This window comes from Amycolatopsis sp. BJA-103, from assembly GCF_002849735.1.
In the GTDB taxonomy this organism is placed as follows: Bacteria; Actinomycetota; Actinomycetes; order Mycobacteriales; family Pseudonocardiaceae; genus Amycolatopsis.
The window spans coordinates 9,274,517-9,292,553 of sequence record NZ_CP017780.1 but is presented as its reverse complement, the minus strand read 5'-3'; the positions used below and the strand labels follow the sequence as shown (position 1 = coordinate 9,292,553).

Below are 18,037 nucleotides of genomic sequence, written 5' to 3'. Positions count from 1 at the left end.
TTTCACGCACCCGGCCGGGGCCGGAGCTTCTCGGCGACGATGGACCCAATCTGGACCAGCGCCGCGGGTTGCACCATGTCGTAATGGTTGGTCGGGATCTCGTGGGGTTCGATGGCCCCGCTGGTGAAGTCCTTCCAGCCGGCGATCGCCTCGGAAACGGGCAGATGGGCCGGCCGGTCCTCGGAGGCGACGAACAGCAGGATGTCGCCCTTGAACGGCGTGGCGGTGTGCTGCGGCCCGACCTTCCAGAGGTTCCGCATCACGGCTTCCAGCCGTTCCTTGGCACCGGGTCCCTGGACCATTCCGCCCGCGAGTTCCAGATCCTGCTGCTTCCGTTTCTGCAGGCCGTCTTCGTCGCGCGAGGCTTCTTCGGTCACCGTGCCGGTCGCGTTCCGTCCCATGTAGACGGGGTAGGCGTCGAGCAGGGCCAGCAGGCCGACCTCTTCCCCGTCCGCTTCGAGCAACGCGGCCATCGCCTGCGCGATCCGTCCGCCGAGTGACCAGCCGAGCAGGTGGTACGGCCCGGTCGGCTGCACGGCGCGGATGTGCGCGAGGTAGTCGGCCGCCATCTCCTCGACGCTCTCGGGAAGCCGTTCGGTCCGGGCCAGGCCACGCGCCTGCACCCCGTAGACCGGCTGGTTCGCGGGAAGGTGCCGCAGCAGCGGCCCGTAGTTCCAGCTCAGGCCACCACTCGCGTGGACGCAGAACAGCGGCGGGCGGTCGCCACCGGCTTGCAGCGGCAGCAGGATCTCGTAGTCGCCCGTCTTCACCGCGGTGCTCGATCGCCGCCGCTCGCCCACCACGATCAAGGTCTTGGCCGCGGTCTTGCGGGCGAGCAGGCCCGTGTTCAGCATCCGGTGCCCCGCGTCCCCGAACGGGCAAGGTTCGCTCGGCCGTCCTGACTTGCCCGCGTCGACAGCCGGGCCGGTGACGTAGAGATCGCCGACCGCTCCCGGAGCGACGGGACGCCGCGCGTCGTCGAGCACGAGCGCGCCCAGCGGACCGTCCTCGGCCAGCGCGGCGACCACCGAAGGCACGTCACCGGACCAGCGCGCGGGCGCGATGGCCGGACGGCCGCGTTCGGTGTCGTCCAGGAAGAGGTCCAGGTCGCCGATCCGCCGCTGGGGATCCTCGGCCACCTGTTCCAGGACCCGGATCAGCCGCCGTGCCACCGATTCCGCCGTGGCTTCGTCGAACAGGTCCGCGGCGTAACGAAGAGTGCCTGCGAGGCCGTCCTCGTTGTCGTCCTCGTCGAGGCGCTCGGTGAGCGTGAACGCGAGATCGAGCTCGATGGCCTCGACCCCGCCCGGCTCGGCGCTGGTGCGCAGAGCGGGCAGTTCCGCCGCGTCCCACGCGCCGATGTCCTCCTCGTTCACCTCGAGTCCCACCTGGAACACGGGGTGACGCGAGAGCGAGGCGGGCAGGTCGAGCAGCTCGACGATCCGCTCGAAGGGAAGGTCCAGATGCGGACGCGCACCGCGGACCGCCTCCTGCACCCGGGTGACGACCTCCAGGAAGGTCGGGTCGCCCGAGAGATCCGTCCGCAGGGCGAACGGCCGCGCGAACGGGCCGATCATCGGCTCGAGGTCGATGAGGTCCTCGTCCCGCGGCAGCGTCGTGCCGATCACGAGATCCTCGCCCGCCCCGAACTTGGTCAGCAGCACGGCGAGCGCGGCGTGCACGACCTGGATCGTCTCCGCGCCGAGCCGTTCCACCGCTTCGGTCAACCGGTTGTACGGACCGGCGTCCAGCCGCAGCGCGACCGTGCCGGCCTTGCGCGACGGGACGGCGGGCCGCGGCCGGTCCAACGGGAGCACCGTCTCGCCGTCGATGCCGGTCAGGGTGTCCCGCCAGAAGACGACCTGCTCGTCGATCAGGCTGCCCTGCTCCCGGCCGTCGTCGAGAAGCCGCTGCTCCCAGAGCGCGTAGTCGGCGAACTGCAGGGCCAGCGGCGCACGCTCCGGGACGCGGCCCGAGCGCCGGGCGCCGTACGCGGCCGCCAGGTCACGGAAGAACACGTCCAGCGAGTCGTCGTCGGTGAGGATCCGGTGCACCCGCAGCTGCAGGACGTGTTCCTTTTCCGAGAGCGCGAAAAGGTCGCACCGCCACGGCACCTCACGGGTGAGGTCGAAGCCCGACTCACGACGCTCGGCGAGGAGCGCGGGAAGCTCGTCCTCGGTGACCGGGACCGGGGTCAGCTCGATCGCGGAAGCCTCGTGGACCTGCTGGTGAACGCTCTGCGCGTCACCGGGGAAGGTCGTGCGGAGGACTTCGTGCCGGGCAGCGACGTCGCCGAGCGCGGCCGCCAGCGCGGGCACGTCGAGCCTGCCGCGCAGCCGCAGCGCCACCGCGACCTGCAGACCGGCGGTCTCCTCCCCGGGACTGGCCAGCAGCCAGGCACGGAGCTGCCGGGCGGTGAGCGGCACCCGGTCCGGCCGTTCGACGGCCTCCAGCGCGGGACGCGACTTCGCCGCGAGCGCCCTGGCGACACCGGCGGGCGTCGGCGAGGAGAACAGCTGCCGGATGGGCAGGTCCACGCCGATCACCTCGCGGATCCGCGCGATGAGCCGCATGGCCAGCGCGGAACTGCCGCCGAGGTCGTGGAAGGCGTCGTCGACACCCACGTGGTCGACGCCGAGGATCTCGGAGAACAGCTCGCAGAGGACCTTCTCGGACTCGCTTTCGGGCGCCTTCTCCGACGCGCGTCCCGCGAGATCCGGGGCGGGCAGTGCCCGGCGGTCCACCTTCCCGTTGGGCGTGACGGGCAGCCCGGGCAGGGCGACGACCGCCATGGGGACCATGTACGCGGGCAGGACCAGACCCAGCTGACGCCGGATCTCCTCGGGTCCCGCGTCACTGCCGTCGGAGACGAAGTACCCCACCAGGCGCTTCTCGCCCGGCTGGTCTTCGCGCGCCATGACGACCGCTTCGACCACTCCCGGCTGGACGGCCAGCACGGACTCCACCTCGCCGAGCTCGACCCGGTAACCGCGGATCTTCACCTGGTCGTCGGCGCGTTCGAGGAACACGACCTCGCCGTCACGGGTCCAGCGGGCCAGGTCGCCGGTGCGGTACATGCGTTCGCCCGGCAGGAACGGGCAGGCCACGAACCGCCCGGCCGTCAGGTCCGGGCTGCCGAGATATCCGCGGGCCAGCCCCGTGCCCGCGATGTACAGCTCGCCCGCCACCCCCGGCGCCACCGGGCGCAGGAAGGCGTCGAGGAGGTAGATCCTGCGGTTCGTCATCGGGTGACCGATCGGCAGTTCGCGATCGACCACGTCGCCGGGCTCGATCGGGAGCCACGTCGCGCACAGGGTGGTCTCGGTCGGTCCGTAGGTGTTCCGCACCCGCAGGCCGGGCTGGGCCCGCCGCAGGTTTTCCACGGACTGCGCGGGAACCACGTCCCCGCCGGTGCCGATCTCGACCAGGCCCTCGAAGCACTCCGGGGACGTTTCCGCCAGGGCGCGGAAGGTTCCGGCGGTGAGGTGGACGAAGTTCGCGCCCCGGGCGACGGCCTGCCGCACCCCGGCCGCGTCCAGCACGCCCGGCTCGGTGAGCAGGACCCGCGCGCCCGTGGCGAGCGGCACCCACATCGCGTAGAGCGAAGGGTCGAAGACGTGCGTCGCGTGCATCAGCACGCCGTCGCCAGGGCCGATCTGCCAGCCCGAGTCGCCCGCGAGGCCCGCCACCGCACCGTGCGGGATCCCCACGCCCTTAGGCAGTCCAGTGGATCCCGAGGTGTACATGACGTACGCCAGGTCGTCGGCGGACGGCCGCTCCGACGGCGCCGTCGCGGCGGTGGCGGCGACGGCGGCGCGCGTCTCCGGAGCGTCGAGGACGATCGCGCCCTCGGGCACGACTCCGCTGGTGGCCTCGGTGCACAGGACGACCGAGACCTCGGAATCGCCGAGGAGGAACGCGATCCGCTCGGCCGGATATTCGACGTCGACCGGGACGTACGCGGCGCCCGCCTTCCAGATCGCCAGGAACGCGATCAGCAGGTCCGGGGACCGCTCCATGGCCACCCCGACGCGGTCGCCGCGGGTGACGCCGCGTCCGGCGAGATGGCCGGCCAGCCGGTTCGACGCCTGGTCGACCTCGGCGTAGGTGAGGTTCGACCCGGCCGCGTCGGTGATCGCCACCGCGTCGGGTGCCTCGGCCACCCGCCGGGCGAACAGCTCGACCACGGAATCACCCGGCACCGGGCCCGCGGTCGCGTTGAAGTCGTCCACCACCAGGGCGCGCTCGCCCTCGCTCAGCAGCGTCAGGCGGCCGACGAGGACCTCGGGTTCGGCGACCAGGCGCTCCAGGACGCGGGCCAGCGCGCCCACGACCGATTCGCCCACCGTCCGGTCGAAAAGACCCCGGTCGTAGTCGAGGATGAGCGGCATCTGCTCACCCGGGCCGGTGACCAGGGTGAACGGGTAGTGCGAGGAGTTGCGGCCGCGTTTGACCGGGCGCAGGGTCAGGCCGCCGTGCTCCTGGCCGAGGCCCTTGCGGGGGAAGTTCTCGTAGATGACGAGCGTGTCGAAGACCGCGCCGGGTCCGACGACGGCCTGCACGTCCTGCAGGCCGAGATGCTGGTGGGCCATCAGGGCCGACTGGTCGCGCTGCAACTCGGCGAACAGGTCGACGGCCCGCCGCGCGCCGTCGAGCCGGACCCGCACCGGCAGCGTGTTGAGCAGCTGGCCGACCATCGACTCCACGCCCGCCAGCTCGGCGGGACGCCCCGAGGCTGTCGCACCGAAGACGACCTCGGTCCGGCCGGCGAGCTGCGACAGCACGACGGCCCACGCGCCCTGCACGACGGTGTTGAGGGTGAGGTCGTGCCCGCGCGCCAGTTTGGCCAGCCCGTCCGTCACCTCGGTGGACAGCTCGACCACCGCCGTGTCGATGTCGGGCACCCGGGACGGATCGGCCGGGGCGACCGCGGTCGGCGTGTCCAGCCCGGTGAACTCTTCCCGCCAGGCGGCCCTGGCCACTTCCTTGTCCTGCTTGCCGAGCCAGGCGAGATAGTCCCGATAGGACACTGTGGGCGGCAACCCGGAGGCGTCTCCGCCCGCCGCGTAGATCGCGGCGAGCTCGCGGTGGATGATCGGCATCGACCAGCCGTCGGTCAGCACGTGGTGGAGCGTGTGCACGAGCCGGTGGCGGTCCGGGCCGAGCCGGATCAGGTGCAGCTTCATCAGCGGTGCCACCTCGATGCGGAGGCGCTCGGCCAGCTCGTCCGCGGCGAGCCGGTCCACCTCGCTCTCGAGGATTTCGTCCGGCAGCCCGGAGAGATCCGTTTCCCGCCAAGGGATTTCGGCGTCCCGTGTGATGACCTGCACCATCTGCGCGCCGCTGACGTAACGGAAACAGGCCCGCAGCGCGGCGTGCCGGTTCACGAGAGCCTGCCACGTCGCCCTCAGCAGCGCGGCGTCCAGCGGGCCGTCGATGCCGTAGACGGTCTGCACGGTGTAGGTGTCAGGACCGTCGTCGTCGAGGGCGGTGTGATAGAGCATTCCCTCCTGCAGCGGGGAAAGAGGCCAGACGTCCTCCACGCTGGAACGCGGCTTCGCGCGGGTGTCGTCAACGGTCACGATCTGCTCCTTAGAAGAAAGCGGGGTCATTCGCCGGCCAACCCGGCCTCGAGTTGTTCCAACTGGTCAAGGGAAAGAGCGACGAGCGCGCCCCCGGCGGGTTCCGGCTCCGGAGTGGTCTCGTCTTCGGCGGGGATCTCCTTGACGAGCGTCGCCAGCCGTTCCGGTGTCTTCTCTTCGAACACCTGCCACGGGCTCAGTTCCAGCCCTTCCCGGCGTGCCCGCGCCGACAGCTGCATCGAGATGATCGAGTCGCCGCCGAGTTCGAAGAAGCTGTCGTCGGCACCCACCCGGTCGAGGCCGAGCACTTCCGCGAACAGCCCGCACAACTTCGACTCCATCGCCGTGCGCGGATTCCGCCCGGAAGTCATCCCGGAGAAATCGGGGGCGAGGAGCGCCCGGTGGTCGAGCTTGCCGTTCGGGGTGAGCGGCATCCGGTCCAGCGCGACGAAAGCCGCGGGCATCATGTACTCCGGCAGGCTTTCCGCCGCCAGCTCGCGCAGCACGGACGTCAGCTCCGCGGGCGCCTCCGCCGACGGCACGACGTACGCCACCAGCTGCTTGTCACCCGGTCCGTCCCGGTGCACGGCGACCACCACCTGGGCGACCCCCGGATGCTCCGCCAGCACGGCCTCGATCTCGGCGGGCTCGACCCGGTAACCGCGCACCTTGACCTGCGCGTCCGCCCGGCCGACGAAGATCAGCTGGCCGTCGGTGGCCCAGCGGAACCGGTCGCCGGACCGGTACATGCGCTCGCCCGGCGAGAACGGATCGGCGACGAACCGTTCCGACGTCAGGCCCGGACGCCCGAGGTAGCCGCGGGCGAGTCCGACTCCCGCGATGTAGAGCTCGCCCGCCACGCCGGGCGGCACCGGCTGCAGGAACGCGTCGAGCACGTAGTGCCGCACGTTCCGGATCGGGCCGCCGAGCGGGACCACGTCGTGTCCCGGCGAGAGCGGGGCGCTCATCGTCGAACAGATCGTCGTCTCGGTCGGACCGTAGGCGTTGATCATCCGGCGGCCCGGCGACCAGCGGTCCACCAACGCGGGTGGCAGCACCTCGCCGCCCGTGAGCACGGTCCGCAGGGTGTCCGGCAGGTCGTCTTCGACAGCCAGCACACTCGGCGAAACGGTCAGATGCGTGATCCCCCACCGGCGCAGCGCGTCGCCCAGCGTCACCCGGGGCGGCATGCTCTCCGCGTCGGGCAGCACCAGCGTCCCGCCCGCCAGCAGGGCCATGAACAACTCGGAGACGATGGCGTCGAAACCGATGGCGGACAACTGGAGTACCCGCGACGAAGACGTCACGCCCATCCGCTCGATATGCGCGGTCGCCAGGTTGCCGAGCCCGGAATGGGTGACCATGACGCCCTTGGGCACCCCGGTCGAACCCGACGTGTAGATCACGTACGCCGCGTCGCTCGCGGCCACGTGCGGCAACGCCACGCCCGGATCGGCGGCGGGCAGGTCTTCCAGCTCCAGCACCGTGCCCGCGAACTTCTCCGGTACGACCGCGCGGGTCGCCTTGGTGCACACCAGCACCTCGGGCGCCGAACTCTCCAGCATCAGCTCGATCCGCTCACGCGGATAGTCCGGGTCGACCGGGACGAACGCCCCGCCGGCGAAGGACACCGCCATCAGCGTCACCGCCAGTTCGGCCGAGCGGCCGACGACGACACCCACCCGGGTCTCGCGCCGGATACCCAGCCCCACGAGCAGTCGCGCCAGCGATTCCACCTCGCCGAGCAGTTCACCGAACGACAGGCGCCGGGCGGCGTCCTCCACCGCCGGCGCGTCCGGCGACCGCTCGGCCTGCCTGCGGAACAGCACCGGCAGGGCCTCGGCTTCGAACGGCTCCTCGGTCCGGTTCCAGTCGTCCACCACCAGGCGGCGCTGCTCCGGGCCGATCAGCGCGACCCGGCCCACCGGGATCCGCGGTTCGGCCACGACCTGCTCCAGCGCCCGGACGATCGACGCGACGAACCCGTCGATCCGGGTCCGGTCGAACACGTCCGGCCGGTAGATGACCTCGCCGTGGACGCCGCCGCCTTCGGACGCGCGGAGCGACAGCGGATAGTGCCCGGTGTCGTCCGGGATCCCGGCGGGACGCAGGGCGAGGACTTCGGGGTCGTCGGACGGGAGCGGCGGGGGCGGGTAGTTCTCGAACACCACGATCGTGTCGAAGGCCGCGCCGGAACCGGCGAGCTGGTTGATCTCGGTCAGCCCCACGTGCTGGTGCGGCATCAACGCGACCTGGCGTTCCTGCAGATCCGTCAGCATGTCGAGGAACGGCCGGTCGCCAGTGAGGCGAGCGCGGACCGGCAGCATGTTCATGAACAGGCCGACCGCGGACTCGACGCCGGGGATGTCGATCGGGCGCCCGGCCACCGTGGTGCCGAAGACGACGTCGTCGCGTCCCGTCAACCGCGCCAGCAACAGCGCCCAGACCCCCTGGAAAAGCGTATTCGTCGTCACGCCGTGCCCGCGGGTGAACTCCGCCAAGCGATGGCTCAGCGCGTCGTCGAGTTCGAAGCGCACGCGGTCGGGCTCGATGGGCACGGCGATCGCGTCCGGGGACACGACGTGGGTCGCCTCGTCCAGCCCCGCGAGCTCGGTCCGCCACGCCTCCCTGGCGGCTTCCTTGTCCTGGCGGGCGAGCCAGGCGAGGTAGTCCCGATAGGACGTCGGGACCGGCAGGGTCCTGCCGTCGCCACCGGTTTCGTACGCCGTCATCACCTCGACGAGGAAGACCGGAAGGGACCAGCCGTCGGCCGAGATGTGATGCGACCTGAGGATCATCCGGTGCTCGCGGTCCCCGAAGCGCACGAGGTGCAGGTGCAGCAGCGGCGCCTTCGTCAGGTCGAACCGCTCCGCGTGCGACTCCTCCGCGAGGCGGGCGAATTCCGCCAGCGCCTCGTCCTCGGGCAGGTGGGACAGGTCGGTCTCCACCCAGGGCAGCGTCACGTCGCGGGCGACCGCCTGGACGGCCACGCCGGACCCGAGCTGGTGAAAACTCGCCCGCAGGGCCGGGTGCCGGTCGAGAAGGGTCTGCCAGGACGCCCGGAACCGGGCGGCGTCCATCGGGCCGTCGAGGAGGATGTCGCGGATACCGGCGTAAACGTCCGGGCCGCGCTCGTCGACGGCGTGGAACAGCAGGCCTTCCTGAAGCGGGGAAAGCGGCCAGATGTCGTGCAGGCCCGGGACGACTGCCTCGACCTCCACCACCTCTCGCTGGGTCAGCGTGGTGAGCGGGAAGTCGGAGGGCGTGTGTCCCCCGGCGCTGTCGTCTTCGGCGACGTGAGTGGCGAGGCCGGTCAGCTGGTCGAGCCAGGCCTTCGCGAGCGATTCCGCCTCGGTCTCGCCGAGCAGCCGTCCGGCCCAGGTCACGGTCAGGGTGAACTCGGGGCCGTCCTGGGTGTCCAGCACGACCGCGTCGATCTCGACGACGTGCCGCAGCGGCAGATCTTCTTCCGCCACCCCACCGATGGTTCCCGCCAGCTGCCAAGGCTCCGCGTCACCGTCGGGCCGCGGTGAGAAGCGGCCGAGGTAGTTGAACCCGATCTCCGCCGTCGGCAGCGCCGCCAGCGCCTTCCCGGTCCCGGCGTCGAGATACCGCAGCATCCCGTAGCCGAGCCCGCCGTCGGGCACCGCCCGCACGTTCTCCTTGACCTGCTTCAGCAGGCGACCGGCCGCAGCGCCGCCCGCGATCGCGTCGGCCGGGTCCGCCCCGGTGGTGTCCAACCGGACCGGATGGACATCGGTGAACCAGCCGAGCGTCCGCGAAAGGTCCATCTCGTCGAGGGGCTGACGGCCGTGGCCTTCGACGTCCACCACGACGGAGGTTCCGCCGCGCCACTGGACCACCGCGCCGGCCAGGGTGGCCAGCAGGACCTCGTGCACGCCGCAGTGGAAGGCCGAAGTGGCCTTCTCCGCGAGCACGCTCGCGCGGTCCCGCGGCAGGGTCCACGACCGGCGTCCCGAGGTCGCGATGGTGTCGAGCCGGGGATCGAGCTCCCCCACCCGCGCCTGCGCGCCGTCGAGGATCCCGGTCCAGGTCTCCAGCTCTCCGGTCCGGATCGCCGCCTGATCGGCCAGCGTCCGCGCCCAGCGCCGGAACGAAACGGGCGGCGGGTCGAGCACAGGTTCCCGGCCCGCGGCCGCGGCTTCACAGGCCAGTTGCAGATCCGGCAGCAGGACACGCCACGACACGACGTCGACGGCGAGGTGATGCGCGGCCACCACGAGCCGTCCCACGCGGCCGGGTCCCGCGTCCACCCACACCGCCTGGAGCATCAAGCCCGCGGCGGGGTCCAGCCGTCCGGCCGCTTCGTGGGCGCAGCGGTCCGCGACCTCGTCCAGGTCATCGGCACCGGCTTCGACCCGCTCGACCAGCGTCGCCGCGTCGACCGTTCCCCGCTCGGCCACGACCAGCCGAGGCTCTCCCCCGGTCTCGACGACCCGGCTCCGCAGCAGGTCGTGGGCATCGATCAGCGCGCCCAAACCGGCCGTCAACGCCTCCAGCGACAGGTCGCCGGGCGCTCCCGCGGTCACCCACTGCGCCAAGGCGCCCCGGGTCAGCGCGCCGGGATCGCGTTCGAGCAGAGCACGCACCACCGGCGTCCACGGGACTTCGCCGACACCGTCGTCGAGGACGGCGTCGATCTCACCGCCGCGCTCCGCGACCGCCGCGATGCCCGCGGGCGTCTTCTGCTCGAAGACCTGCTTCGCGCCGAAAACGAAGTCCTCGCGCCGGGCGCGGGCGGCCAACCGCATCGAAAGGATCGAGTCGCCACCGAGCTCGAAGAAACTGTCGTCGGCGCCGACGTGGTCCAGCCCGAGGATCTCGGCGAACAGGTCGCTCAGCACCCGCTCGGCCTCGGTCCGAGGCTCGCGACCGGTGGACTTCCCGGTGAATTCGGGAGCGGGCAAGGCCGCGCGGTCGATCTTCCCGTTGAGGGTCAACGGGAACGTGTCCAGCACCAGCACCACCGCGGGCACCATGAACTCCGGCAGCCGCTCCGCTAGCGACGCGCGGACCTCGCCGGATTCCAGCGCCTGTCCCGATTCCGCGGTCACATAGGCGATCAGCCGCTTCTCACCGGGACGCTCTTCCCGTGCGACCACGACAGCCTGCGCGACGTCGGGCACCTCGGTCAGCACGGCCTCGATCTCGCCCGGCTCGACGCGGTAACCGCGGATCTTCACCTGGGAGTCGGCCCGTCCGGCGAACACCAGCTCGCCCTGCTCGGTCCAGCGGCCCAGGTCGCCGGTGCGGTACATCCTCTCGCCTGCCGCGAACGGGTTGGCGAGGAATCGCTGCGCCGTCGCTCCGGCGGCGCCCAGATAACCGTGCGCCAGACCGGCTCCGGCGAGGTACAGCTCACCGGTCACGTTCGGGGCCACCGGCTGAAGGAACGCGTCGAGCACGTACGCCTGCCTGCCGGCCAGCGGTCCGCCGATCGGCAGGGTGCTCCCCGTTTCCGCCCCGGGTTCGAGGACGAGCCAGGTGGCGCACAAGGTGATCTCGGTGGGGCCGTAGAGCTGCCGGAACCGGACGTCCGGGCAGGCACGCCGCATCCGGGCAACGGAGGCGAGCGGCACCGCGTCCCCGCCGGTCAGGATCTCCCGCAAGCCGGTGAAGGACTCCGGTGCTTCCTCGGCCACCACGCGGAAAGTCCCGGCCGTCAGGTGGATGGTGGTCACGCCGCGTTCGATCGCTTCCCGCACCCGCTGCGCGTCGACCGCGCCCGGTTCCGCGACCAGCACGCGGGCCCCGCTCACCAGCGGCACCCAGATCTCGACCAGCGACGCGTCGAACGCGTGCGAAGCGTGCAGCAGCACACAATCGCCGGGGCCCTGCGACCAGCCGGGGTCGCCCGCCAGGGCCGCCACGCTGCCGTGCGGTACCGCGACCCCCTTGGGCAGGCCGGTCGATCCCGACGTGTACATCACGTAGGCCACGTCATGTGCTCCGGCGGTGAAAACCGGTGCCTCGTAAGAGGTTCCCGCGATCTCCGGCGCGTCCACGACCACCGGCTCGACGCCGTCCGGAACCGCGCCGCGGCTCGCTCCCACGCAGAGCGCCACCGCCGCACCGGAATCGGCCAGCATCCGTTCGATCCGTTCCGCGGGGTAGTCCACGTTCACCGGGACCTGCGCGGCTCCCGCCTTCCAGACCGCGAGAAGCGCCACCAGCAGGTCCGCGCCGCGTTCCATCACCACGCCGACCCGGTCACCGCGCCGTACGCCGATCCCGGCGAGATACCCGGCCAGCCGGTCGGACTCCCGGTCGAGTCCGGCGTAGGACAGCGTGCGTTCCCCGTCGACGACCGCGACCGCGTCCGGCGACTTCCGCGCCTGACTCCGGAACAGCTCCGGCACGGTCGTCCCGCGCACCGCTTCACCGGTCGAGTTCCAGAGCTCCACCACCGACGCACGCGCCGGTTCGCTCGTGACGGCCAGCGTGCCGACGGGCCGCGAAGCCTCCGACGCCACCAGTTCCAGGACACGCACGACCTGCCTGGCGATCTCGGCCGCCGTTTCCCCGCCGATCCGGTCGGGCCGGTAGGCCACGCGGATCTGCAGGGTCTTCCCCGGCGAAACACTCATGGCCAGCGGATAGCTGGTGCCGGTCCGGGTGCGGACCGAGCTGATCGCGACACCGCCGTCGTCGCCGAGACCGGCGGCGTCGTGCGGGTAGTTCTCGATCATCACGATGGTGTCGAAGACCGCGCCCGCGCCTGCCGCCTTCTGGACCTGCGAAAGCCCCAAGTACTGGTGTTCCGTCAACGCGGACTGGCGTGCCTGAAGGTCTTGGAGCAGGTCCAGCACCGGCTGGCCGCCGTCGAGGCGGACCCGGACCGGGATGGTGTTGATGAACATCCCCACCATCTGCTCGACGTCCGGCACCTCGGCGGGCCGCCCCGACGTCACGGTCCCGAAGACGACGTCCGTCCGGCCAGCCAGCCGCGCCAGCACCAGCGCCCAGGCACCCTGCACGATCGTGCTCAGCGTCAGGCCGTGGCCGCGGGCGAAACCGGTGAGGTTCCGCGTCGCCTCCTCGGGCAGCCATTCGGCGTGCTCACCCGGTACCACCATCGCCTTGTCGGCATCGGCGTCGACGACGGTCGGTTCGTCCGACCCGGCGAGTTCGGCTCGCCACGCTTCCCGCGTCGCCTGCTCGTCCTGGCGGCTCAACCACGCCAGGTAGTCCCGATAGGACGGTGACCTCGACGGGCCCTGTCCACCGGCGTAAGCGATCGAGACCTCGCCAAGGACGAGCGGTGTCGACCAGCCGTCCAGGAGAACGTGGTGCGACGTCAGGACGAGCCGGTGCGTGTTCGCGCCGAGCCGGATCAGCAGCAGCCGGAGCAGCGGCGCCTCGGTCACGTCGAACCGCTTCGCCTGGTCCTCCGCGAGCAGCCGTTCGATCTCCTCGACCGCCGCGGCCTCATCGAGCCGCGACAGATCCGCTACGCGCCAAGGGATCTCGACCTCGGCCGCGACGACCTGCACCGTTTCGCCGGAGCCCAGCTGGTGGAAGCTCGTCCGCAGCGAGTCGTGCCGCGCGACCACCTGGTTCCACGCGGTGCGCAGCCGCTCCGCGTCGAGCGGTCCGTCGAGATCCAGGATCCGCTGGCTCTGATAGACGTCGACGTCGTCCTCGGCGACCGCCCGTTCGAAGAGCATTCCTTCCTGGAGCGGCGAAAGCGGCCAGATGTCCGTCAGCCCCGGCGTCGCGGCTTCCAGCTCCGCCACGTCCCGCTGCGCGAGTGCGACGAGGCCGAAGTCGGACGGGGTGTGCCCGCCCGCACGGGGATCCTCGGCGAGGGCCGCGAGACCGGTCAGCATCTCCAGCCAGGCCTCACCGAGGCGCTCGACCGTCGCGGGGTCGAGGTCCTGTCCGTCGATGGCGAGCGCGAGCCGGGGCCCTTCCGGCGTGTCCTGGACTTCCGCGCCGACCTCGACGGGGTGGGCGAGGATCATGTCCGGGCCGCCACCGAGCGGCCCTTCGCCCGCCTGCTGCCATGCCCTGTCCTTGACGGAAAGGCCTGTCCGGCCCAAGTAGTTGAAGCCGATCGGCGCCGACGGCAGCTCGGCCAGCCTCGCCCCGGTGTCGGGGTTGAGGTAGCGCAGCAGCCCGTAGCCGAGTCCGTCCCCGGGGACGGCGCGGATCTGTTCCTTCGCGGCCTTCAGCAATCGCCCGGCCGCCGCGTCACCCGCCGCCACGGCGTCGAGATCGACCTCGGCGAGGTCGAAGCGGATCGGGTGAACGCTGGTGAACCAGCCCACGGTGCGCAACAGGTCTTCGCCGTCGGCGGCTTCGCGCCCGTGACCTTCGACGTCCACGAGCAGCCCAGTGTCAGTACCCCGCACCCGCGCCACCGCACCCGCGAGCCCTGCCAGCAGGACGTCCTGGATCCCGCAGTGGAAGGCGCCCGGCAACCGGGCCAGCAACCCGCTCGCCGCGGTGCCGGACACCGTCGAAGACCATGAGTGCGACTTCCCGGTGCCCTGCTCGAATCCCGTGTCCGCGCCGTCCAGGAGGGCGGCCCACCGATCGGTTTCGGCCACGGTGCGCTCGCTGAGCGCCTGCTCCGCCAGCCGCCGCGCCCACTGCCGGTACGACGTCGTCGCGGCGTCGAGGACGGGGGTCCCGCCCGAGCTCGCTTCATCGTAGGCCGTGCGCAGATCCGGCAGCAGGATTCCCCACGAGACCGCGTCGACCGCCAGGTGATGCGCCACCAGCGCCAACCGGCCTGGCTCGGCGTTCCCCGCGTCGACCCAGACGGCCCGCACCATGATCCCCGCCGCCGGGTCCAGCGTGCCCGTCGCCGTCCTGACCTCGCGTTCGGCGATCTCGTCGAGGTTCCCCGGACCGGCCTCGACCCGCGTCACCAGGCCGGCCGCGTCCACCGCACCCCGCTCGGGCACCAGCAGCCGTCCGCCGGACTCCGCCCGTGCCCGCAGGACGTCGTGCGCGTCCAGCACCGCTCGCAGGGCCGTGACCAGCGCGCCCTGGTCGAAGCCCGCCGGGGTGACGACCACCCGCGCCTGCGCGAAACCGGGGCGCACCGCGTTCTCACCGAGGGCCAGCATCACCGGCGTCATCGGGATCTCGCCAACGCCACTGTCCACTGTGGATGCTTGGGCGGGCTGTGCTTCCGCGGCCAGCGCCGCCAGCCTGCCGGGGGTCCGGTGCTCGAATACCAGCCGCGGCGTCAGGGAGATTCCCTCGCGACGCGCACGGGCGGCCACCTGCATCGACGAGATCGAGTCTCCGCCCAGTTCGAAGAAGCTGTCCTCGACCCCGACCCGGTCCAGTCCGAGCACCTCGGCGAACACTCCACAAAGGACTCGCTCGTCCTCGGTCTCCGGTTCCCGTCCCACCGACTTCGACGAGAAGTCCGGTTCGGGCAGCGCTTGGCGGTCCACCTTCCCGTTGACCGTCAGCGGCAACTCGTCCAGCACCAGCATCGCGGCCGGGATCATGAACTCGGGCAGCGTTTCGGCGAGCTGTCCGCGCAGCACCGCCGGGTCGAGGGCCTGTCCCGCTTCGGCGACCGCGTAGCCGATCAGCTGCTCGTCACGGGCGATCACGACGGCCTGACCGACCCCGGGCAACCGGGCGAGGGCCACCTCGATCTCGCCGGGTTCCACCCGGTACCCGCGGATCTTCACCTGGTCGTCGGCCCGGCCGGCGAACGCCAGCGTGCCCTGTTCCGTCCAGTACGCCAGGTCCCCGGTCCGGTACATCCGCTCGCCGGGCAGATGCGGGTCCGCGACGAACCGCTCGGCCGTCAACGCCGAACGCCCCAGATAGCCTTGCGCCACACCGGCTCCGGCGACGTACAGCTCACCGGGCAGTCCCGGCGGCACGGGCCGCAAGAACGCGTCGAGGACGTGGACGCGCCGCCCCGCGAGCGGACGGCCGATCGGCAGTACCGATCCCGTCTCGTCGCCGGGTTCGAGCAGCCACCACGTCGCGCACAGCGTGGCCTCGGTCGGACCGTAGAGATGGCGCACCCGGACGTCCGGGCAGGTCCGCCGCACGCGCTCCACCGCCGCGAGCGGCACCGCGTCACCACCGGTCAGCACCTCGCGCAGCCCGGCGACCGATTCCGGCGACTCCTCGGCCAGCACCCGGAAGCTGCCGGCGGTCAGGTGCGCGGCCGTGACCCCGGCCGCCACATAACCGGCCAGCGCTTCGCCGTCGACAGCGCCCGATCCGGCGAGCACCACCCGGGCGCCCGAAAGCAGCGGCACCCACAGTTCGAACAGGGAGATGTCGAACGCGTGCGAGGCGTGCATCAGCACCGCGTCGCCGGGACCCACGCCCCAGCCCGGCTCACCGACCAGTGCCGCGACGTTGCCGTGCGACACCGCGACGCCCTTCGGCATCCCCGTCGAGCCCGACGTGTACATCACGTAGGCGACGTCATCGGCGGTCGCACCGGTCGACAGGCGAGCGTATTCCGCCACGGCCCGCCGGGTTTCCGGCTCGTCGACGACGATCGGCTCGAGCCCGCCGTCCAGCACCGAGTCCCGGTGCGCCTCCGTGCACACCACCGCCGACGGCTCCGCGTCCGCCAGCATGAACTTCACGCGTTCCGCCGGATAGGCCGGATCGACCGGGATGTAGGCCGCCCCCGCCTTCCACACCGCGAGCAGGGTCGCGATCAGCTCGGGCGACCGGTCCATCACCACGGCGACCCGGTCCCCGCGCCGGACTCCCTTGCCGCTCAGGTACCCGGCGAGCCGCTCCGCGCGCTCCGCCAGTTCCCCGTACGACAGCGTCCGATCACCCTCGGCGACGGCCGTCTCTTCGGGACGGCGCTCGACCTGGGTGCCGAAGAGTTCCAGGGCCAGCCGGTCCGGCTTCGCACCGGATGCCTCTCCCCAGCGGCCGACCACCTCGCGTTCGGCCGGGTTCGTCACCTCGACGTCGGCCACCGTGAGGTCGCCCGCCCGCGTCAGCTGACGCAGCACCCCCGTGAACCGCTCGACGATGGCGAGCGCGGTGTCCTGATCGAAGAGATCCGTCAGATAGTCGAGTTTGACGAGCATCGACTCGCCGGGGACGGCGACCAGCGTCAGCGGATAGTGCGCGGCTTCCTGGCCCTGGTTCACGCGGATGGCGAAGGCTTCGGGCGAATCCGAGACACCGAGCTCGCGCGGGAAGTTCTCGAAGACGATCATGGTGTCGAAGACCGCGCCGGGCCCGGCCGCCTGCTGGATGTCCGCCAGCCCCACGAACTGGTCGGGGATCAGCGCGGACTGCCGTCGCTGCAGCTGGGCCAGCAGTTCGACGACCGGCGCCGAACCGCGCAGCCGTACCCGCACCGGGACGGTGTTGAGGAACAGCCCCACCATTCCTTCCACACCAGGGAGATCCGGCGGGCGGGCCGAGACGACCGCGCCGAACACGATGTCCGTCCGGCCTGCCAGCTGCGCCAGCACCAGTGCCCACGCGCCCTGCACCACCGTGTTCAGCGTCAGCCCGTTCCCGCGGGCCAGCTCCTCCAGCGAGCGGGTGAGGCCTTCCGGCAGCTCGACCGTGACGCTCTCCGGGATGCCGGGCGCTCGTCCCGGATCCGCGGGCGCCACCAGCGTCTGCTCCTCGACGTCGCCCAGTTCCGCCGCCCAGGCCGAAAGCGCCCTGGCCTTGTCCTGACGGCCGAGCCAAGCGAGGTATTCCCGGTACGACGTCACTTCCGGCAGTTCCAGCGGACCGCCGTCGGCCGCGTACAGCGCCGCCAGTTCGTCGAACACGATGGGGAGCGACCAGGCGTCCATGATCGCGTGATGGCAGGTCACCACCAGGCGGTGACTGTCGTCGCCGAGACGGATCAAGGTGAGCCGCAGCAACGGCGCCGTCGCGAGATCGAAGCGCTTCGTCCGGTCCTCTTCGGCCAGCACCCGCACGGCCTCGCCGGAGGCATCAGGGTCGTCGAGGTGCGAGAGATCGACCTCGCGCCACGGCAGTTCCGCCTGCCTGGCGATGATCTGCACCGTCTCGCCCGATTTGCGCTGCCGGAAACAAGCCCGGAGCGAGGCGTGCCTCGCGAGCAACGCCTCCCAGGCCGCGCGCAGCCTGGCCGCGTCCACCGGTCCGTCCAGCTCCAGGATCCAATGTCCAATGTAGACGTCGAGCCCTTCACCGTCGTAGACCGCGTGGAAGACCAGCCCTGCCTGCAACGGCGACAGCGGCCAGATGTCCTCGATCCGCGACTGAGCCATCAATTTCTCCCTCGATCAGCGAAGGGGCTTGAAGTTCGTCGTCGAACCAAGCCTCGAATTCCTCGATCCCGTCCCGGTCCAAGTCGAGGAGCCGACGTCGAATGCGGCATGTCCCCCCACAGAATCGTCGCCCGAAGGGACGACCCGGACAACATGTCCAACGGGCCGGGGAGAAGAAATCGTGAGTGGTGAAAAGCGAAAGTCCGTGAAGGCCTC

Annotated in this window: 2 protein-coding genes; both read right to left on the bottom strand. The window is 71.4% G+C overall.

What is annotated here, in order from left to right; all coding sequences use genetic code 11:
• Nucleotides 1–2: 2 nt before the first annotated feature.
• A complete protein-coding gene (locus BKN51_RS41965; RefSeq protein ID WP_101613803.1) occupies nucleotides 3–5,582 on the bottom strand; it encodes a non-ribosomal peptide synthetase in 5,580 nt (1,859 codons plus the stop codon).
• Between the two features lie 26 nt (nucleotides 5,583–5,608).
• Nucleotides 5,609–17,821 (bottom strand): non-ribosomal peptide synthetase, encoded by a 12,213-nt coding sequence (locus tag BKN51_RS41960; RefSeq protein ID WP_101612834.1) that lies wholly within the window; start codon nucleotides 17,819–17,821, stop codon nucleotides 5,609–5,611.
• Nucleotides 17,822–18,037: the final 216 nt, after the last annotated feature.